The organism is Paenibacillus mangrovi (assembly GCF_022898935.1).
GTDB classification, from domain to species: Bacteria; Bacillota; Bacilli; order Paenibacillales; family Paenibacillaceae; genus Paenibacillus_AQ; species Paenibacillus_AQ mangrovi.
The window spans coordinates 20,392-42,357 of the sequence record NZ_JALIRP010000005.1 but is presented as its reverse complement, the minus strand read 5'-3'; the positions used below and the strand labels follow the sequence as shown (position 1 = coordinate 42,357).

General features: G+C 43.1%; 12 protein-coding genes. 11 read left to right on the top strand and 1 reads right to left on the bottom strand.

The features are described from left to right. The first annotated feature begins 3 nt into the window (after positions 1-3). The 5 genes from uvrA (at position 4) to MUG84_RS13215 (ending at position 9,516) form a co-directional block, all read left to right on the top strand. Positions 4-2,865 (top strand): excinuclease ABC subunit UvrA, encoded by a 2,862-nt coding sequence (uvrA, locus tag MUG84_RS13235; protein WP_244725522.1) that lies wholly within the window; start codon positions 4-6, stop codon positions 2,863-2,865. Positions 2,866-3,117: 252 nt separating this feature from the next. After that, positions 3,118-3,327, top strand: a complete 210-nt coding sequence (locus MUG84_RS13230; protein ID WP_244725521.1) for a hypothetical protein — start codon at positions 3,118-3,120, stop codon at positions 3,325-3,327. 224 nt (positions 3,328-3,551) lie between these two features. After that, complete coding sequence (locus tag MUG84_RS13225; protein ID WP_244725520.1) at positions 3,552-4,688, top strand: S1C family serine protease; 1,137 nt, start codon at positions 3,552-3,554, stop codon at positions 4,686-4,688. Then, positions 4,688-6,622, top strand: coding sequence for a stalk domain-containing protein (locus tag MUG84_RS13220; protein WP_244725519.1), 1,935 nt, complete (start codon positions 4,688-4,690; stop codon positions 6,620-6,622). Before MUG84_RS13225 ends, MUG84_RS13220 begins: the two co-directional genes overlap by 1 nt. Positions 6,623-7,002: 380 nt before the next feature. Next, positions 7,003-9,516: a U32 family peptidase gene (locus tag MUG84_RS13215; RefSeq protein ID WP_244725518.1), complete on the top strand. Its 2,514-nt coding sequence runs from the start codon at positions 7,003-7,005 to the stop codon at positions 9,514-9,516. An 80-nt stretch (positions 9,517-9,596) separates the two neighbouring features. Here MUG84_RS13215 and MUG84_RS13210 read toward each other — a convergent pair whose 3' ends face one another. Continuing rightward, on the bottom strand, positions 9,597-12,056 hold the full coding sequence (locus MUG84_RS13210; RefSeq protein WP_244725517.1) for an O-antigen ligase family protein: 2,460 nt from the start codon (positions 12,054-12,056) through the stop codon (positions 9,597-9,599). Between the two features lie 106 nt (positions 12,057-12,162). On the opposite strand from MUG84_RS13210, the gene MUG84_RS13205 reads away from it, so the two are divergent. The 6 genes from MUG84_RS13205 (at position 12,163) to MUG84_RS13180 (ending at position 21,951) form a co-directional block, all read left to right on the top strand. Continuing rightward, positions 12,163-12,945 (top strand): ABC transporter permease, encoded by a 783-nt coding sequence (locus tag MUG84_RS13205; protein WP_244725516.1) that lies wholly within the window; start codon positions 12,163-12,165, stop codon positions 12,943-12,945. A 14-nt stretch (positions 12,946-12,959) separates the two neighbouring features. Further along, entirely contained in the window at positions 12,960-14,240 is a 1,281-nt protein-coding gene (locus tag MUG84_RS13200) for an ABC transporter ATP-binding protein (protein WP_244725515.1), read from the top strand. A gap of 16 nt (positions 14,241-14,256) precedes the next feature. Continuing rightward, positions 14,257-17,547 (top strand): glycosyltransferase, encoded by a 3,291-nt coding sequence (locus tag MUG84_RS13195; RefSeq protein WP_244725514.1) that lies wholly within the window; start codon positions 14,257-14,259, stop codon positions 17,545-17,547. A 13-nt stretch (positions 17,548-17,560) separates the two neighbouring features. After that, positions 17,561-18,913, top strand: coding sequence for a mannose-1-phosphate guanylyltransferase/mannose-6-phosphate isomerase (locus tag MUG84_RS13190; protein WP_244725513.1), 1,353 nt, complete (start codon positions 17,561-17,563; stop codon positions 18,911-18,913). 8 nt (positions 18,914-18,921) lie between these two features. After that, positions 18,922-21,057: a cellulase family glycosylhydrolase gene (locus tag MUG84_RS13185; RefSeq protein WP_244725512.1), complete on the top strand. Its 2,136-nt coding sequence runs from the start codon at positions 18,922-18,924 to the stop codon at positions 21,055-21,057. 150 nt (positions 21,058-21,207) lie between these two features. Further along, a complete protein-coding gene (locus tag MUG84_RS13180; RefSeq protein ID WP_244726057.1) occupies positions 21,208-21,951 on the top strand; it encodes a sugar phosphate nucleotidyltransferase in 744 nt (247 codons plus the stop codon). Positions 21,952-21,966: the final 15 nt, after the last annotated feature.

Genomic DNA, 21,966 nt, shown 5'->3' with positions numbered 1-21,966 from the left:
GCATTGGCGAGTGAAAACATCGTAATCAAAGGTGCACGGGCTCATAATCTGAAAAATATCGATATTACCATTCCCCGGGACAAGTTTGTCGTATTGACGGGCCTCAGCGGATCGGGCAAATCCTCGCTAGCCTTTGACACGATCTATGCCGAGGGACAGCGCCGCTACGTGGAGTCTTTATCCGCTTACGCGCGCCAGTTTCTGGGCCAAATGGAGAAGCCGGATGTCGATTCCATTGACGGCTTGTCTCCAGCGATTTCGATCGACCAGAAGACGACTAGCCGCAACCCGCGTTCGACGGTGGGAACCGTTACCGAAATCTATGATTATCTCAGATTGCTGTTTGCGCGCATTGGCCATCCGCATTGTCCGGAGCACGGTATTGAAATTACCTCCCAGACGGTTGAGCAGATGGTAGACCGCATTATGTCCTATCCGGAGAAGACGAGACTGCAGCTGCTTGCGCCGCTGATCTCCGGGCGCAAAGGGGAGCATAAGACTTTATTCACCGACGTGGCCAAGCAGGGTTTCGTTCGGGTGCGCGTGGACGGCGAGCTGCGTGATCTCTCTGAGAATATAGAACTCGAAAAAAACAAAAAGCACACGATTGAGGTTGTTGTTGACCGGATCGTGATTAAGGAAGGCGTCGAAGCGCGTCTGGCTGATTCCATCGAAACAGCGCTTAAGCTTTCTGGCGGACAGCTGCTCGTGGATGTGATGGGCCAGGAGGAGCTGCGGTTCAGCTCCAACTTTGCCTGCCCGATATGCGGCTTCAGTATGGAAGAGCTGTCTCCACGGATGTTCTCGTTCAACAGCCCGTTTGGTGCTTGCCCGGAATGTGACGGACTTGGCGTGAAGATGATCGTCGATCCGGATCTCCTCATTCCTGATATGGAGAAGTCCATTGAAGAAGGAGCCTTTCTGGCATGGACAGGCAGCACCTCCAACTATTATCCACAGTTCTTGAGCTCGGTTTGCGAGCATTACAACATCCCGCAGGATGTTCCGGTCAGCCAGCTGAAGAAAGAGGATATGGATAAGCTGCTGTACGGAACAGGCAACCAAAAGGTACGTTTCGTTTATGAGAATGATTTTGGCCAGCGGAGAGAAGCTTACGTGGTATTTGAAGGTGTCATCCCGAACCTGGAACGCCGCTATCGCGAAACGGCTTCAGACGGTATCCGCGAGTTTATCGAGAACTTTATGAGCGCTAAGCCATGTGAGGTTTGCAAAGGACACCGCCTGAAAAAAGAAGTGCTGGCCGTTACCGTGAATGACAGCAACATTGCCGATGTGACAAGCCTGTCCATTGGCGATGCCATGAAGAAGTTCGATTCTCTCGAGCTCAGCGAGAAGGAACGCTCTATCGCAAACTTGATCTTGAAGGAGATCAACAGCAGACTCGGCTTCCTGGTCAATGTCGGCTTGGAGTACCTGACGCTGAGCCGTGCGGCGGGTACGCTGTCAGGCGGTGAAGCCCAGCGGATCCGGCTTGCTACGCAGATTGGTTCCAGTCTAATGGGAGTTCTGTACATTCTGGACGAGCCAAGTATTGGCCTTCACCAGCGCGATAATGATCGGCTGATCTCCACCCTTGAGCATATGCGAAATCTCGGCAATACACTGATTGTCGTCGAGCATGATGAAGATACGATGATGGCAGCGGATTATATCATTGATATCGGTCCAGGCGCCGGGATTCACGGTGGCCAGGTAACAGCGCAGGGAACTCCGAAGCAGATTATGGAGGATCCGAACTCCCTTACCGGGCAATATTTGAGCGGACGCAAGTTCATCCCTGTGAACACCAATCGCAGAAAACCGGATGACCGCTGGCTCGAAATACGCGGGGCGAAGGAAAATAACCTGAAAAACCTGAATGTCAAAATTCCGGTCGGTGTTTTCACGGCGGTTACCGGTGTATCTGGTTCGGGAAAATCCACGCTGGTTAATGAAATTTTGTATAAAACGCTGGCGAAGGAGCTTAACAAAGCGGTTAAAGTAAGACCGGGTGCGCATAAGGAGATCAAAGGCCTCGAGAACCTGGAAAAGGTTATCGACATCGACCAGTCTCCAATCGGGCGGACGCCGCGTTCGAATGCGGCAACCTATACAGGGGTGTTCGACGATATCCGCGACATTTTCGCACAAACGAACGAAGCCAAGATCCGCGGCTACAAAAAAGGCCGGTTCAGCTTCAATGTGAAGGGCGGACGCTGTGAAGCTTGCCGGGGGGATGGCATTATCAAGATCGAGATGCACTTCCTGCCCGATGTTTACGTGCCTTGCGAGGTATGCAAAGGCAAACGTTATAACCGTGAAACGCTCGAAGTCAAATATAAAGGCAAAAGCATTTCCGATGTACTGGAGATGACGGTAGAGCATGCGACGGAATTTTTCAAGAACATTCCGAAAATCCACCGCAAACTGCAGACGCTGCTTGACGTAGGTCTGGGCTATATCACCATGGGTCAGCCTGCCACAACACTCTCGGGAGGGGAAGCGCAGCGTGTGAAGCTAGCCTCCGAGCTGTACCGCCGCAGTACCGGCAAAACGATGTATATTCTCGATGAGCCGACAACAGGACTTCACGTGGATGATATCGACCGCTTGCTTACCGTTCTGCACAGACTGGTAGATTCTGGTGAATCGGTACTTGTGATCGAGCATAATCTGGATGTCATTAAGACAGCCGATTATCTGATTGATCTGGGGCCGGAAGGCGGCAGCGGCGGCGGAACGATCATAGCTACCGGCACGCCGGAGCAGATTGTGAAAGTAGAGGCGTCATATACAGGTAAATACCTGAAGCCGGTTCTGGAGCGGGATACAGCCCGCACCGAAGCGCTGAAGGTTACCATCTGATCCACACGCGTTTAATGGATAAAAGCCCCTCCGTGGAGGGGCTTTTCAATTACATAGAAATGTTAAATTTTTGAACATATTTTTGAGCAAGAGGGTTAATACTATAAGAAAAGATACAATAACCATATCCAAATATAGTCAATTTTATGACAATTTCAATTTTTTCCTGGAGAAGTCTTGCATCTATCCCTGTTGAAGGATAACATGTAGAGAGATATGTTAAATTGAGCGAAGACTAGAGGAGGTCCAATCATGTTGCTTGCAGAAGCTGCTGCATCGGCTGCATCTAAATTCAATACGTTTGATATTTTTATGATTCTGTTTACGTTGCTTATTCTCATCGGAACGATTCGCCTCATCAAGCAACCCGTTAAGAACAAGTTTGCAATCGGATTCAGTATTGTTTGCCTTCTGGTATTCCTTGCTTCTGATTTTGCCATGGTACAGAACTGGATGAGCTAGGAAAGCTGGGCAGGAACTGAAAATGACAACGAATGAAGACGCCTTACGCCTCTAGCGCTGCAAGGGGTCTTTTTTATTTGCCCGCTAAAAAATATTTTCGAAGACTCGAAAAGATAGGGCTTTTGAGTAATTGTACAGTTTTTAAATGTGTGTTACATTGGGCTAGGAATTACGGGTTATCCCTAATAATGTGAATTAATAGAAAAATAAGGATAGGTGAATACATGAAGCCTATGGGGAAAAAGAGGGTCATTTTACTAGTTTGCAGTTTAATGCTGCTGAGCGGTGCTGCGGAAGCCGGTGCGCAAAGTGCGGTAAAATCGCAATCCGCTGCGAAGACAAAAACTACCGCTTCGGTTGCAGTGAAAAGCCAAAAGAATACAGCCAGCACCAAAGTGCAGATTCCTGCAGATCCGGTGCCGCAAATCGTAAAAAATGTATCGCCGTCTGTGGTAGGCATTATCGGGCGTTCAACAGACCCGGCGGACAAAACAGCCGCTAACCGGAACAATCTGGCGCATGGTACCGGGGTGATCATTTCATCGAATGGGTGGATTGTAACCAACGCCCACGTCGTAAACGGACTCCAGAGTACCGTTGTTGTCACAGCGGACGGCAAGACCTATAAAATTACGGATACATATGTGGACGAAATCAGTGATCTAGCGTTAATCAAAATCAATGCGTCCAACCTGCAGCCAGCCGTGTTTGCCAAGTCTGCGCAAAATACCCAGGTTGGTGAAAAAGTCGTGGCGATCGGCACGCCGATTTCCTTCTCCTTTCGCAATTCTGCAACAGTAGGCGTTGTGAGCGGTATGAACCGTGCCATCAATGCTTCTTACCGGTTAATTCAAAGTGATACAGCCATTAACCCGGGCAACAGCGGCGGTCCGCTGGTGAATATGAAGGGTGAAGTGGTAGGCATCAACAGCATGAAATTTGCAGCGATCGGCGTCGAGAACATGGGCTTCTCCATCCCGTCGGAAACGGTGCAGTATGTCATTAATCAGCTTTTTAAGTACGGCGAAGTCAGACGGCCGAGCCTTGGATTTAGTATGGAGGAGAGCTGGTCTGCCATTGTAGGGCTTCCTACGCAGGATCCGTTAACCATTACCAAAGTGGTCTCCGACGAAGCGAAGAAGGCGGGCATCCGTGAAGGTGATGTCCTCTACGCTATTAACGGTAAAAGCGTAACCTCTGTTGTGGACATTAATGAGATGTTCAAGTCCTATATGCCGGGACAAACCGTGAAGCTGCTCATGCAAAGCGACGGCGATATCGTGACCCGCAAACTTGTACTTACGCAGGCTAGCGGTGTTGACGAGAATACCCTCGCGGATGATGCCGGAGAAGAATTTTAATGGGGAAGAAGGGACATGCACGGATGAAGAGAAATGCGTTTCTCAAAATAGGCTCTGCGCTTCTGGCATGCAGCATCGTATTTTCTGCGGCTGTACCCGCCTGGGCGGATAGTGCGGCGGCGGACAAGCTGACATTTAAAGTAAAAACGGGCAGTACATTCGCTCTGATGAACGGAAAGAAAGAAAAGATCGTCCAGCCTTACAGCGATCATGGAACCGTCATGGTTCCACTAGGCCTCTTCAAGCGTACCTTTGGCAGTGAAGTGCGCCTTGAAAATACAAATGTGGTCAAAGTGATGTATGGATCACATACCGTTTCTATGACGATTGGAAGTACCGTAGCTTGGGTAGATGGCCGCAAGGTGAAGCTGGATGCCGCTCCGGCTATGGCATCAGGCACACTGATGGTGCCGCTGAGATTGGTTGCCGAGGGAATTGGAGCTCACATCGCTCCAGATGGTACGGGTTCGCTTGTCGTAAGTCTCACTCCATCTGACGATGCGGTGGATACCGGGAACGTTGGGATCGACGCCGATCAGGGGAAGACCAAAATCGGAAACAGCTTTTATCAATGGACCATGAATTATCCGAGCGGCCTGATTCTGGGCGGCGGAGAACAGGATGAGAGTATCGTGTCGTTTAGCGGCGCCGATAACAACTATTACTTCGAAGTTCACGCGACGGATCAGGATGTAAAGCTTGGGGCTGACGAGCTCCTCGCCATGATGGTGGAAGACGCCAAGGATTCCGGTGAGATCGTGGTTGACCGGGAAAGCTTCCCGCAGGCTAAGGTTCCTTATGCCCGTATTATCTCCAAGGATGGTGACGGGACTTTCTGGGAAACCCGGATGTATTACAATAATGACCGATTGTATGAAATTTATTTTGCCGATTTGAAGGCTAAGAATTACAAGGATCTTAAACAATATGCCGGTCTTCTGAACTCTTTCAGCACCAGCTATAACTCATCCGATAAAACGGTCAAGGATTTGTCCACCGTCAAAAATAGCATGCGCAGTGAATCTAATGATGATTACGGTATTTCGCTTGATGTGCCTGCAGGCTGGAGCGTAGACAATACCAATATGTATTACGAAAGCAAGGGCGGCAGCTATCTGAGTCTGAATGTATCTTCGTCACCGAAAGGCTCTAGTCTTGAGCAATGGAGTGAGGAGCTGAAAACCTGGCTGAAAGAGTCCTTCGTGCCGGATTCCTACCAAATTGTTAAAACAGATCCGATCAAGGTGTCCGGGGAGCAGGGTCTCGTGAATGAAGTCAGATATAATTATGGCGACGGCTGGGTTACGGAATACGAGGTTATGATCCTTCATAACGGATACCGCTACTATGCTGAATATGCTGTACCTGAGGATCAGAAAAATGATCTGGGCAAATTCAAGGATCTGATGAATTCGATTGATATTGATTTCAATGTTGTGTCCGACACGTTCGGTAAAATGGAGGAGGATGCGTTCCTCATCAGCAAGACCAAGACAACGACCAAGACGTCCAAGGCTTTCCAATATCAAATCAACATTCCGCAGTACTGGACGGCGAATCTGGATAAATTCGAAAAATCTCCTGTCGATTATCAATTCGTAGGCGGACGGTTCCGGATTACAGCCGATAAATCCACATCGCTCGATGCAGCGGTCAACCAACTGAAATCTTACTATAATGATGCGCAAAGATATCAAAAGGATTTCAAACTGGAGAAAACGGAAAATATCACATTTGCAGGTGTGCCGGCCGTCTCGATGACGCTACACCAGGTGAAGGATGGCATTCCGTACAGCGCACGCCAGATTTTGCTGCAAAAGAATGACATCGTTTATACGATCAGCGCGTCCCTGAATGATGCGAATGCAACATCTGCACAAAAGGATGCGCTGGAGCAGACATTGAATTCTTTTACGTTAACGGATTCCAAGTAAGCATCAAAATAAGTGAGTGAACGAATAGTAATTCATCTATCCGTAGTATTCCGGAATAATTTCATCATTTTTCAAAGAAAGCAGCTCGGTTGATCGAGCTGTTTTTTTCTTGAGACGGAGGAACGAGAGGGATGGAGCGTATTTAGCGGCAATATCTTTGTCAAAGCTTGTATATGAAGGTTCTCTTTTAGCGGGATGTGATCAGTCCAGATTCTGCTTTTTGACTGTCAGGCCTTTCCTTTAGTTGAAGTTATAATAGGTAGAAGGATCGCCTGATGTCTGGTACACTAGATAAGTTAAAGCGGTGGAACTGAGAAAAGCCACCGTTTAACGAGAGCGAATCAAGTACAGCCGGCGGTCGCCGGTTTGGGAGGATATAGATGAACACAAAAGAATTGCGTAGGGAAGATGTGGAACTGCTCGCGCCAGCAGGCGATTGGGAATGTATGCGTGCGGCTGTAGCTAATGGGGCAGATGCAATCTTTTTCGGTGTGGAAAAGTTCAACGCCCGTGCACGCGCCAACAATTTCTTGATGGCCGAGCTCCCGGAAATTATGGCCTTTTTGCACAGCTATGGCGTTAAGGGCTTTTTGACGTTTAACATTCTGGTGTTTGAGAACGAGCTGGAGGACGCGAAGGAGCTTATTGATGCATGTATCGATGCAGGCGTCGATGCCGTTATCGTGCAGGATCTTGGGCTTGTGAAGCTGATCCGTGAGATTTCGCCGGACTTTCCGATTCACGGCTCCACGCAAATGACGATTACTTCGCCGGAAGCGGTGGAGTTTACGAAGCCTTGGGGCATGGAACGCGTTGTTTTGGGACGTGAAAACAATCTGAAGCAGATTCAAAAAATCGGGGAGCAGGCGAAGCTTCCGATGGAAGTCTTCGTACATGGCGCTTTGTGCGTATCGTACTCGGGCCAATGCTTGACCTCGGAAATGTGGGGCGGACGTTCGGCGAACCGCGGCGAATGCGCGCAGGCCTGCCGCCTACCGTACGACCTGATGGTCGATGGCGAGCAGAAGCCGATGGGAGATGTCGCTTACCTGCTTTCGCCGAAGGACTTGGCAGCGATTGACCTGATGCCGGAGCTGATTGAAGCAGGCGTGACCTCTTTCAAAATTGAAGGCCGCCTGAAGAGCCCGGAATATGTCGCCAACGTGGTCAGTAAATACCGCAAAGCGATTGACCGTTATTTCGAAGGAGACGACACGAAGCCGAGCAACGAGGAAATGCGCGAGCTGCAGCAGAGCTTCTCGCGTGGCTTTACGCATGGCTTCCTGGAAGGTACGAATAATAAAAAGCTGGTGGACGGCACATTCCCGAAAAGCCGCGGCGTCTACGTCGGACGGGTGGAACAAATTCTTCGTGACGGCGTGGTTTGCCGGATCGAAGTTCCGCTGAAGCGTGGCGACGGCATCGTATTTGACGCCGGAGATCCGACCAAGAATGAAGAAGGCGGACGCATCTACGATCTGCGCCGCAAAGGCGTCAAGATCGAAGGCGAATCCGGGGAAGGCTGGATCGTCGATATCATTCCTGGCCGCAGCGATGTGGATCTGCAGAAGGTCCATGTCGGCGACCGCATCTGGAAGACGAATGACCCGGCGCTGGACAAGCGCCTACGTCAAACCTATGAGACGGAGAAGCCGTACCGGGTCTTCCCGGTGCATGTGAAGGCATTCGGCCATGCCGGCGGCCTGCTGACCACGGTCTGGACCGATGTGCAGAAGGGCACGACGGTCCAGGTGGATTCGGAGCTGGAACTGGAAGTCGCTAAGAAACGGCCGATGGATTATGCGCTGCTCGAAGAGCAGTTCGGCCGTTTGGGCGGCACCGTGTTCCAGCTGGAGCAGCTTGACGTCGACCTGCAGGGCGACGTCATCGTGCCGATGCGCGAGCTGAACAGCATCCGCCGCCGTGCGGTGGAGCTGCTTGAAGGCGAGCGCCCGAAGCCGCCCGTATACGTGAAACGGGCGGCCACGGTGTACGGCGATGCGGCGCACAGCGCAGCGCCGGTCGCGCGCGGTGAGGCGAAGCTCACCGCGCTGTGCCGCAGCCTCCCGCAGGTAGAGGCTGCGCTGGAAGCCGGCGTGGAATTCATATACGCCGACTTCGAGTTCATCAAGCAGTTCAAGGAAGCGGTGGAGACCGTTCATGCCGCCGGCAAGAAAATCGCGCTCGTAACCCCGCGCATCCATATGCCGATCGAGAACGGTATCCACAAGAACATCCTGCGCCTCCAGCCGGACGCCGTGCTGGTGCGCAATACCGGGGCGCTGTATTTCTACCTGCGCCACCGGATGGAGAACCCGGATGCTAAGCATCCGCAGCTGATCGGTGACTTCTCGCTGAACATCGCCAACCATAAAGCGGTGGACTTGTTCCTCGAAGCCGGCTGCGACATCGTCACGCCGTCTTATGACTTGAACATCCAGCAGATGGTCGATCTGCTCGGCCGCTCGAATACCTCGCGGATGGAAGTCGTCATTCATCAGCATCTGCCGATGTTCCATACCGAGCACTGCGTGTACTGCACCTTCCTCAGTGAAGGTACGGACTACACCAACTGTGGCCGTCCGTGCGAAGAGCACCGCGTATCGCTACAGGACCGCATCGGCATGTCTCACCCAGTACGGGTGGACGAAGGCTGCCGCAACACGGTCTACAACGCCATCGAGCAGTCCGGCGCCGAGTACCTTACCAACTTCATGGAGCTTGGTGTAGCTAACTACCGCGTCGAGTTCCTCGAGGAGACACCGGAACAGGTGCATGAGGTCATCGACCTCTACAAACGCGCCCTGCGCGGAGAGATCAGCGGCACACAGGTGTGGAAGACACTGAAAGCAACCAACCAGCTTGGGGTGACCCGGGGGCAGTTGGTGAAATAGAATAACATATATGAGTTATAAAAGCCCGATCAAAAACAAAAGCAGTTCACTTTGAGTGAACTGCTTTTATTTTGATCATTTTAGAAATTAATCTGAACCAATTTGGCAATCTGTTCTTTTTCACTAGGGTCCACCTTGATCAATTGATCAAGCACCGCTTGGTCATTAGAGCCCTGCTTTTGCATCGCTGCTACGTACCAATGGGCTATCTCCCGATTCGTAGGATCACTGAGATCCTGCTGCAAGCCCATCTTCAGTGTCTCGGCAGCCTTATCCGGCTGGTTGGTCATATAATACATTTTGCCTGCATCCAGAATCATCATAGGCGAGTTGGCAAACGGACGGCCAGCCATCTGTTCTTTTGGAAGTGTAGCCAAATGCTTCAGTCCAGCTTGTACCTTCTCGAAGGCATTAATGCCATCTTTGAAATACTTGTCCTTGGATGCGGTATCTCCATTACCCATTGCCGTATATCCAAGCTCAAATCCTTGAACAATCATCTTCTCATACCATTCAATATCCCAATTAAACTTAGGTGCGTTTGCAACCAATAATTCGTAAGCTTTATCATTTTCATTTTTTAGCTGGTAGTTATTCATGAGACGGATAATCATGTTTTTATTATAAGGCTCTTTTTTGAGTGCATCTGTTAAGAGAGACTGAGCAGCATTATAGAATTCATCATTTTGAGTTTGCTTATATACCGATTGATATAAAGAAGACATCAGCAGCACGGAATCAGGGTGATTGGGACGAATCGCCAAGTCTTTATCCAGTGGAGCTTTGATCTCCTCGTAGGAAGTACTCGTCTGAGATACTTTTTTGGCCTCAAGTCCAGCGCTACTAGCTTGTACGTAACGAGTAGAGGTAATCAGCACGACAACGCCGCAAATACCAACGACCAAACTGTATATCCAGCCCGTGCTCTCTGCCTTCCAGGAAAGCTTCCGCAGCGGTTGACTATCCATTGCAGCAGCCATACCACCTAAACCGATAAAAACTAGCATGCCTATAAACACGTAACTCATATTGAAGTCCATAACGCTGTGGACAAGAATAGATAGAGTCAGAATGAAATATAAGAAATAGGAGTCTTTTCCTTCTTCATCAGTCTTGAAGTATCCACGAATGTATTTATAGAAAATAAACAAGATAAACGCCATAAAGATCGTAAATCCAACAATACCTACCTCAAGCAAATACTGAACATAGAAATTATGCGCTTGACGGCTCGTATACGGATTGTTCTGATACTTTTCATACAAAGCAGCCCAAGCACCGCCGCCTGCACCCAAAACAGGGTAATCTTTCACAACCTTCATGCCATCTTTATAAAAAGTAATCCGTTCCAATACACTATGCTGTTTTAAGTTGATGGTATCCAGACGGGTACTTATATTCTCCGGCAAAACCTTGCTGACGTTGGTTCCAATAAGAAGGAAAGCTAGAACACCTATGACGATGGTTGATCCGATTGGAACCCATAGAGTGGCCATCTTCCTCGCAGAGGCTTTGGCAAGTCCTTGTTCCAGCTTGGGAGCGAGATATGCTTGAATCCCCCACCCGAGCACTGCAACGATGGCAGAAACAACCAATAAATATGCCCAACCTTTTACAGCTACACCTGCTTCGAATTTCTGATTCAACTGCAATCCGAGATCCGTAACCTCTTTGGAAATGGCAAGTGAAGCAACACCTGCGATGGCGCAATAAACAAACCATAGAATTTGTTTGGCTGGCTTAAGGAAGAGAAGCAGAATGACAAATACGACAGGAAGCATTACAAGTCCGCCCCGGGAAAGCGTGAGCAATAAGGACAGAATGATTGGTACGAGCATAAAAGCGTGAATGGCCTGGCCGTACCATTTTTTCGAACGGATCAAACAGAACACTGCTGCAAATAAGAAGGCCATTAAGAAAGCAGCGTATGTATTCGCATACTGGAAAACAGATGTCAGACGAAGTCCGTTGGAGTCAGTCATGACAGCATCCGTATACTTGCCATTCAGTACCGCACTGGAGAACCATCCTACTAGCGATCCAGCGAGCTTTCCGTGACCGAACCAGTTCAGGAAGCCAAAACCGACAATAAGATATGCAACAGTCATTATAGTCGTCTGGATGATAGAATTGGCTCTACGATCCTGCAGCAAATAGACACTGATGATAAACATGATGGCGTATAGACATTCAATAAGAACCATGTTCATCGCCAAATAATGCGAGGCAGCTCCAAAATACGACAATAGATATGTAATAGGCAGTAAAAGCACAGCGATCGGGAGCCAATCCCGTTGTTCAGCTAATTTGAAGCTTTTGTAATAGTTCGAAATCCATAGGAAAAGCAATATACTGGATAAAGCAATAGCCAAAAATAACGGCTTTTCAAACTCTAGCATCTGACCGTTAAATAATGCGACTTGGAAGGGAGTCCACACTAAAAAAGCGATAAGGGCGACAATTAACAACCAAAACTGTACAGGCTTTTTCTCGACGTTACTCGACCTTTTGGCCTGCTTACCGTATACTGGATTAGACAAAGTTTCCATTCTCCTTTTTATGAGTTCGACAATATTTTACCATAGGGGAGAATAGTGTACTACCTTTCCTACTTAAATTGAAAATACAAAATAACGAGGGAAATATATGATTAACCAAATTAAGAAGAATCAAAGTCTGATTCTTAAATTGTCTAAAAGCGATTTTAAAAAAAGATACACTGGTTCTTACCTTGGCATTATATGGGCATTTATCCAGCCGCTTATATCTATACTTTTGTTTTGGTTTGTCTTTCAAGTGGGATTTCGAAGTACTCCAGTTAATGATGTACCTTTTATTCTTTGGTTATCTTGCGCAATGATCCCATGGAACTTCTTTGCTGATGCATTGCCATCTTCAACGAATTCAATTCTGGAAAATTCCTTTCTGGTTAAAAAGGTAGCGTTTAAATTAGAGATTCTCCCAGTTGTCAAAATATATTCTTCATTATTTGTTCATTTATTCTTTGTGCTTTTCTTAGTAGGAATGTTTTTGGTTTATGGTTATGACTTTTCGTTGTACTACCTGCAAGTTTTCTATTATCTACTCGCAACTGTATTACTAGTCCTTGGTATGTCTTGGATTACAAGTTCAATTGTTCTTTTCTTCAAGGATACATCACAAATTGTTGCAATGTTTATGCAATTTGGTTTTTGGTTAACGCCAATATTCTACCCGATTAATACAATTCCTGATAAATTCCAGTTTCTATTTAAATTAAATCCGATGTTTTATATTACAAATGGTTACCGAAATACGTTTATTTATAAGAAATGGTTTTGGGAAGATGCAAAACTAACTATATACTTTTGGATTATAACAGTACTATTGTTGGTAATTGGTTATGTAATGTTTAAAAAACTGAAGCCGCACTTTGCTGATGTTTTATAAGGAGAATACAAGAGATGGGTATAGATAAATCAATTGAGGTTGTCGATTTAACAAAAGAATACAAGCTTTACAATAAACCAACGGATCGAATAAAAGAAGCGTTTCTAAATAGAAACTATCATAAGAGATTCAAGGCACTTGATGGTATTAGTTTTCATGTGAATTCAGACGAATGCGTTGGTATCATTGGGAAGAATGGATCAGGAAAATCGACATTGTTGAAGATCTTGACCGGGGTTCTATCTCCATCCTCAGGGAGTGTAACTATTAATGGGAGGATTTCCGCCCTTTTGGAGTTAGGCGCGGGTTTCAATCCTGATTTTACTGGGATGGAGAATATTTATTTAAATGGAACAATTATGGGGTATTCCAAAAGTGAAATAGATGCAAAAGTTGATGATATCTTGGATTTTGCAGATATTGGTGATTTTATCAATCAACCTGTAAAGACGTATTCAAGTGGGATGTTCGTAAGACTTGCGTTTGCCGTAGCAATTAATGTGGATCCTGATATTCTTATTATTGATGAAGCACTGAGTGTCGGAGACTTGCGCTTTCAGCAGAAATGCTATAGAAAAATTGATGAATTAAAGAAGTCCAAGACTATCATATTTGTATCCCACGATATGAGCGTAATAAATAAATACTGTGATCGAGTGATTTGGATCAACGAAGGTGTACTGAAGGACGAGGGAAGTCCTTCGGAAATATCAAAAAAATATCAAGCTTTTATGATCGGTGCGGAGTATAGAAAGTATAGTTTGCAAGAAGCAAGGATTCAAGAACAAGCATCATCATCTAATCAAGATTTATTTGAAATCGATGACTTGCCTGATGAGCTTGACATGATGGGTGATGATAAAGCTTTAATTACTGGAATTACTTTGAAAGATGTGCTTACCGATCAAAAAATTAATGTTGTTGAAACCAGTCAGCAGCTCAACTTACTCATAAGAATCGATATTTTTGAAAAAATCGAGAATCCAATCATAGGTTTTAGTCTCAAGGACAGGCTCGGTAATATGATTGCACAAACAAATAGTTACTTCTTAGGCGAGAGGATAACGGAACTTGAGCCTGGACAAAATTATGTTTTCTCTTTTGAGTTTTATTTTCCTAGTTTAAATCATGGACAGTATACTATTTCTCCTGCCATTGCCTCAGGAACTCAAGAAGATCACGTTCAACATAGTTGGGTTCATGATGCAATTGTCTTACAAGTTTTGCCGGTTGGGTACGAGGATTTAAGTGGAATTATCCATTTCAATGATGTTACCTTTTCAGTATTAATTTAGAAAGCAGGGGTTTTTCTTGGAATTCACAGGTGAGCGATTTATTCCTAATATAACGGATAAAGAATTAGAAATTGAACATATGCAACGATACCTTTCTCTGACCGAAATTGTGCGTGATAAGTCTGTGTTAGATGCAGCGTGCGGTGAGGGGTATGGATCATATTTTTTGTCAAAATCGGCGAAGTCGGTTTGCGGTATCGACATAGACAACCAAACTATTGAATTGGCTGCTGAAAAATATAAACAGGACAATTTGAGTTTTGAGATATCCGGTATAGATTCTCTTCCATTTGATGATCATATTTTCGACGTGTTGATTTCTTTTGAAACATTAGAACATGTTGATGAGCATATTCAACAAAAATTTCTTCAAGAAGCGAAAAGAGTTTTAAAACAGGATGGAATTTTAGTAATATCGACTCCTAACAAAGAGTATTATTCCGACCAATCCAATTACGTAAATCCATTCCATGTTAAGGAATTATATCGAGATGAATTTGAAGCATTATTGAGTAAACAATTTACTTATGTAGATATTGTATCGCAGAGGTTTGAGGTTGTTTCTCTCATGGATCGAGCCGATCATGGAGTTGAAAAAAGGGAAGTCCATTATGATGCGTATGTTGAAAGTGAAATACAAGAAAAATATATGATTGCGTTTTGTTCGGATGTGGATTCCAAGTTTTCAGAAGCTGAATCCTGTTTGTTATATCCATTTAAATACGATGAAATGAAAATGAGAATCCTGACGTTACAAGATGAGGTTGAGGATCGAAATCGGCATATTTGCACTTTAGATGAAGAATTAAACTTTCTGAGAAAGCAATATATGCGATTAGAAGAATTAGAGGAAAAGATTTCATGTCTCCACCGTGATAAATTGGACTTAGAACAAAAATATAGTGAGGTAGAGGAAGAAAAGGAAAAACTCGAGAATTCTCTCGATATTCAAAAAAGGCACAGTGATTCTTTGAAGCAGCAGCTAACAGAACTTCTTCAGGAAAATCAAAAGCTGAAGCAGGATTTTAAAAATAAGGAAGGCCATATTGAACTATTACTTGTAGAAGAACGAAAGCTGCAGCGTATTTATGATTCAACCGGCTGGTCATTATTAATGTCATATTATAAATTAAGGGATGCGATTATTCCAGCAAAAAGCAAGCGTAGGGTTCTTGCAAAGCTTGGAATAAAAACACTCAAAAATCCTAAATTTATGATTAGCAAACTTAATAAAGGAAACATTAAAAAGCTAAAATATTATTTTAAGGCTGAAGATGCTTCTCAATTAGAGAATAGAATTGAGACATTCATTGAACGTAATAGCGGGGAAGAATCGCATCCTGAAATCCAAATTTTCGCTAATGAAGATTTGAAACACCTTAAATTTGATTATGTTGAGAATCCATTAGTATCCATAATTATTCCTGTATATAACCAATGGAATTATACGTATTCTTGTTTGGCTTCCATATTAGAGAACACCAAAGATACTTCGTACGAAGTTATCATTGCGGATGATATGTCCACAGATGAAACGATTGATATACAAAATTACGTCGACAATGTAAGGGTTGTTCGTGATGGAGTTAACCGTGGTTTTCTATTAAATTGTAACAATGCTGCTAGACAAGCTAGAGGTAAGTATATATTCTTCTTAAATAATGATACCAATGTCCAACCTGAATGGCTCAGCTCGCTGGTACATCTCATTGAATCTAATTCTAAAATTGGTATGGTAGGGTCTAAATTGATCTACCCGGATGGCAGACAACAGGAAGCTGGAGGAATCATTTGGGAAGATGCAAGCGGCTGGAACTACGGTAGGTTGGATGATCCGGAAAAGCCGGAATATAACTATGTCAAAGAAGTCGATTATATTTCCGGGGCGGCCATTTTAGTCCGTCATGACCTTTGGAAGGAAATCGGTGGATTTGATGAACGTTTTGTACCGGCATATTTTGAAGATTCGGACCTAGCGTTTGAAGTAAGGAAATTAGGATATAAAGTTCTTCTTCAACCACGATCTGTTGTTGTTCACTTTGAGGGTATATCACATGGGACAGATCTAGGTAGCGGAATAAAAAGCTATCAGGTTCAGAACAAGGAGAAATTCTTAAACAAATGGAATTCTGTTCTAACCCATCAGCATTTTCCTAACGCCGAGCATGTTTTTTGGGCAAGAGATCGAAGCAGGGATAAGAAAACGGTCGTTATCGTTGATCATTATGTTCCGCATTATGATAAGGATGCAGGAGGCAGATGCACATATTTTTATATCAGACTCATGATCTCCATGGGGCTGCACGTGATTTTCATAGGTGATAATTTCTACAGACATGAGCCTTATACAACCGAACTCCAACAGATGGGGGTAGAGGTGTTGTATGGAAATGATTACGCTAAAAATATCAACAAATGGATTAAGGCAAATGGCCAGTACCTAGATTATGTGTACCTAAATAGACCGCATATTTCCATTAAATATATGGATGTATTTAAAAAGCATACAAATGCCAAAATTATTTATTTCGGTCATGACCTTCATTATTTACGCGAAATGAGAAACTATGAAATTACGAAGAATCCAAGTGTTCTTAAATCCGCAGAAGAATGGAAGGAAACTGAATCTAAACTGTTCGAGATGGCTGATGTAATCCATGTCGTGGGATCATTTGAGCAACAAGTGCTTTTGGAACAATTCCCTGATAAGCCAATTCGAAATATTCCGTTATTTCCATATAGTCAACCATACGGGGAGACGCATTCAATAAATGCCTTCGAAGGACGTAAGGACTTATTATTTGTAGGTGGATTTAATCATAAGCCTAATTTTGATGGAATTATGTGGTTCATTAAAGACGTATTTCCAAAGATTCGAAATGAAATTGAAGATATTAAGCTTTTTATCGTAGGATCCAATCCCCCAGAAGAATTAAAAGAAATGCAGTCGGAGCAGATCGTGATCGCAGGATATGTATCTGACCAAGAGCTGGAGGAATATTACAATCGGTGTCGTGTAGTTGTTGTGCCTCTTCGCTTTGGAGCCGGTGTAAAGGGCAAAGTTGTTGAAGCACTGAACTATCAAGTGCCTATAGTAACTACTTCGATTGGAGCGGAAGGGCTCGAAAACATTAAGGACGTGCTAGCTGTTTCTGACGATAAGGATCACTTTGCAACGTCTGTGATTAATCTGTATTTGAATGAAGAATTGTGGAATGCTTCATCCAAATCTTCGGGTGGGTATATCAAAAAATACTTCACGATTGATGCTGCGAAGAGAATTCTGTCTCTAGATATCGAGAACTAGGAGAAATGTTTACATGATTAACGTCGTTTTATGCGGGGGCAACGGAACACGTCTTTGGCCATTATCCAGAACTCGCTATCCGAAACAATTTAATAAATTCATATCTGATCGGTCATTGTTCCAGATGACAGTGGAAAGAAATCGATCGTTATGTGACAGCATATTTGTTGTGTCCAATGAAGAGCAGTACTTTCTTGCTTTAGATCATCTGGAAGAGATTAGAGCAAAAGCGGATCAATTCCTTCTTGAACCTGTGGGCAGGAACACTGCCCCGGCTATTGCTCTTGCCAGTTTGGCTGCTGATATGGATGAACTGGTACTCGTGACCCCGTCTGATCATATTATTAAAAATGAAATGGAATACTCTCGGGTCATTAACTTAGCGAAGTCTATGGCTGAGGAAGGGAATATAGTTACCTTCGGCATTACTCCTAGCCATGCAGAAACGGGTTATGGATATATTGAATCCGATGGCTACAAAGTAATTTCCTTTAGAGAAAAACCCGATCTTTATACAGCAGAACAATATATTAATTCGGGACATTATTATTGGAATAGCGGTATGTTTTTGTTCAAAGCAGGAGTGTTCCTGAATGAATTGGAAACATATTCACCAGAAATTTATCAGCGATCAGTTGTAGCTTTTGAACATTCCAAGAAGAACAACGACATTATACGGATTCAAAAGGATGATATGGAATCGATCCCCTCTGACAGTATTGATTACGCTGTGATGGAGAAGAGTGAGAACGTTAAGGTCATTCCTTCAAATATTGGTTGGTCTGATCTTGGTAGCTTTGAGGCCCTATATGAAGAGCTCCCTAAGGATGAATGCGGTAACACGGAGGCAAAGCACTTTATCGGTATTGACTCTACTAGTAATATGATTATTTCAGATAACAGGATGATTACGACTATTGATGTGAACGACTTAATGATTGTGGACACTCCGGACGCCCTGCTGGTATCAAGAAAAGGATCTTCGCAAAAGGTCAAGGATATTGTTGATGAGCTAAAGCAGAGTAAATCGTCCTTATGTGATAATCATACAACTACATATAGACCTTGGGGAAATCACACTGTTCTTGATCAACTAGAGAATTACAAGATCAAAACGGTGGTGGTGAAACCAGGTGGGAAGATTAGTATGCAAAGACATTTTCACCGAAGCGAACACTGGATTGTAGTTAGCGGCACCGCAAAGATTGTTGTGAATGGTAATGAATCATTACTACGTGTAAATGAATCTACATTTATAAGAATGGGAGACGAGCACTCGGTCGAGAATCCTGGAAAGATAGATCTTCATATGATAGAAGTGCATGTAGGAGAATATATTGGTGAAGATGATACTATTACAATTTAGGAGATCGTATGAAATTATCTAAAAGCAAGGTTGTATATGTACTTATCTTAATTTGTTTAATATCTTTGGTTTTATTATCTGGGAACAGGGACTTTCTTCAGAAACATGAAGCTGTTAGCGAAGTAAAAGGAAATAACTCAAATGAGTATATTTTAGGCGCTCACTATTTTGGTAATGAGTGGCCGATAACTTTTTGGACCTCTGAGTTTTATAATTTGGACTCTGATATGCAAAAAATTAGAAATGATGGTTTTAATACAATAGTTCTCGTTATTCCATGGGGAGAGTTCCAACCGGGTATAGATCCGATTAAATATAATGATGATATGTTTGAAAGACTTAAATATGTTGTAAATAAGGCGGATTTGAATGATTTAAAAGTAATAATAAGGATTGGTTATGCTTGGGACTTTGATCCAGACGTACAGTATCCTAATAATGAAAGATTTGAGAAATTATATGTTGATGATTTGTTCTATAAAGCCTGGCTTGATTATATAACGAAAATTAAAAATGAATTGGAACAATTCCATAATGTCACATTCGCCTTTTTAACATGGGAAGACTTTTGGGGTATTGTTGAAAAATCCACACACATTAATTCATTGGATGAACGGATTAAATATGCAAAGGAAATTGGATATCAGAATTATCTTAAAAATAATTATGACTTGAATGAGATATCGAAATTGTATAATCAATCTTTCGAATCATTTGATCAAATTCCTACACCAGATGCAAAGAAGGAATCTATGAGGCTAATGTATGAGTTTTTTGATTATATTCTCATCGAAAAGTTTTATATACCTGCTAAAGAGAGATTTGGCAATCTTAGTTTAGAAGTGAGGGTTGATTCTGATCCTGTATATAATTCGGATGGCTCAATAAGTTGGTATTCTCATAATAAGACATACAATTTACCTGACTCTTCTTATACAACAATGTACTATTCTCCATCTATGGGTGCTGAAAATAACAGTAATGAGGAGCCTTCGGATAAGGTATTAAATCGTTTTGATTATATATTAAATAATACAAAACAAAATGCAGGAGACAATAAAATATTTATTGATCAATTTCTTTATTTCGATAACACTCCGGCATTTTCACACAATACAAAAATAAAATCAAATGAATTATCTAATTTTATTGGAAAATCATACAATTCATTAACGAAATATACATCGGGGTATGCATTATGGAACTATAAGGATTACGCTGCAAACACAGTTTATAATGCCGCTTTTGAATTTGGACTTAAAGGCTGGGATTCAAATAATGTTAAATCAGTGAAAAATGAAAATGATAGCGCTGTGGAAGTTAGTGGTAATGGATGGATTTCACAAACTATTCCTAAAAGCAGGGATTTCTATCATAGTTATTCTGAATATGTGAATTTGAAATTTTCTGCCAGGGCGGTCAATCGGAATTCAACAATAAAATTATCCGTTGGCGAGTGGAGTGAACAACAGAGTCTAGTTACTGAATGGAAGGATTACAATTTCAAAATTCCTGTATCACAGTTAAATAAATATGATCTTAAATTTAGCTCTATTAATGGGGAATTTATATTAGATGACATATATTTATATAGCTTTATTCAAAAGGGACAAGTTTATGATGTTAATGGAAATAGCGATGCTTTACTCGATTCCATTAAGGAATTAAATCAAAAACTAAGTCTTCAAAATGATTTAATTCCAGTTTATGAGGTTGATTTAAATAAGAAGCGTGAATCCCAATATATTACAGATATTTTTGATGGATCTAGTTATATTGAAGAAGATGATAATGGTAGATATGTTTGGATTGGTAAAAATTCAGAAGTCCAAATAAAAAAGAAAGCTAATAGTACTGGAATAGAGATAAAGGGATACGTTCCTTTTTCATTGCACCGAAAATATAATGATAAAGTAGAAAATATAGTTGTCGAATTATATGTAAACAACAAAAAAGTGAAGGAATACACATTTACTAAAGATTCACCTCTGTCGATTAAGTTAATGTGGGATGAAATTGACGATAATTCTAACATTGCAGACATTCAAATTAGGACAAATTCAGAGTTCAATCCATCTATGCAAGGAGAATCCGATAGGAGAAACCTTTCAATTATTATAAATTCTATAACGCAATTAAAATAGCTTAAATTAGGGGCTCTTTGGCATAATGAAATCAGTGGAAAATAATCTATATGTTGGAAATTTAATTAACTCGCGAGAAAATAACTTTGATTTATTAAGGTTATTGGCAGCAATAAACTTTAAGAAAAGTATGGGGTGAATGTAGTGAATATTAAAGGGATTGTATTAGCAGGTGGCACAGGGTCACGTCTTTATCCTTTAACAAAAGTTACCAATAAGCATCTTCTTCCAGTCGGCAAATATCCAATGATCTTTCACTCTGTCTATAAACTTAAACAAGCTGATATTACCGACATTCTCATCGTCACTGGCAAAGAACATATGGGGGACGTTGTCAATCTCCTCGGCAGCGGTCGAGAGATGGGTGTTACCTTTACATATAAGGTGCAGGACGAAGCTGGTGGAATTGCTCAAGCGCTTGATCTTGCGGAACACTTTGTAGGCGAAGATCAAATGGTAGTCATTCTTGGTGATAACGTGTTTGAAGATGATCTAGCTCCATTCGTTCATAACTTCCGTAAACAAAAAGAAGGGGCTAAGATTCTTATACAAGAAGTCCAAGATCCAAAGAGATTTGGAGTCCCAGAGATTTGTAGGGATCGCATTGTTTCAATTGAAGAGAAGCCGAGTCAACCTAAGTCAAACTATGCAGTAACAGGTATTTACATGTTTGATCATCATGTGTTTGATATCGTTAAGACCCTTCAACCATCGGCACGGGGCGAATTGGAAATCACCGATGTTAATAACGCATATATTAATCGTAATCAGCTATCATTTGATGTTCTTAAAGGTTGGTGGACGGATGCTGGGACACATCCTTCCTTAGCCAGAGCGAATGAACTAGCAAAAGATCTAACTTTTGGTGAAGAGTTTGGAAAACTAAAAATATAGAGAATTGGAGGAACT

Coding starts and splice junctions, on each gene's coding strand:
- MUG84_RS13215 (WP_244725518.1), top strand. CDS start 7,003: ATGAACACAAAAGAATTGCGTAGGGAAGATGTGGAACTGCTCGCGCCA.
- MUG84_RS13205 (WP_244725516.1), top strand. CDS start 12,163: ATGATTAACCAAATTAAGAAGAATCAAAGTCTGATTCTTAAATTGTCT.
- MUG84_RS13230 (WP_244725521.1), top strand. CDS start 3,118: ATGTTGCTTGCAGAAGCTGCTGCATCGGCTGCATCTAAATTCAATACG.
- MUG84_RS13185 (WP_244725512.1), top strand. CDS start 18,922: ATGAAATTATCTAAAAGCAAGGTTGTATATGTACTTATCTTAATTTGT.
- MUG84_RS13220 (WP_244725519.1), top strand. CDS start 4,688: ATGGGGAAGAAGGGACATGCACGGATGAAGAGAAATGCGTTTCTCAAA.
- MUG84_RS13200 (WP_244725515.1), top strand. CDS start 12,960: ATGGGTATAGATAAATCAATTGAGGTTGTCGATTTAACAAAAGAATAC.
- MUG84_RS13190 (WP_244725513.1), top strand. CDS start 17,561: ATGATTAACGTCGTTTTATGCGGGGGCAACGGAACACGTCTTTGGCCA.
- MUG84_RS13225 (WP_244725520.1), top strand. CDS start 3,552: ATGAAGCCTATGGGGAAAAAGAGGGTCATTTTACTAGTTTGCAGTTTA.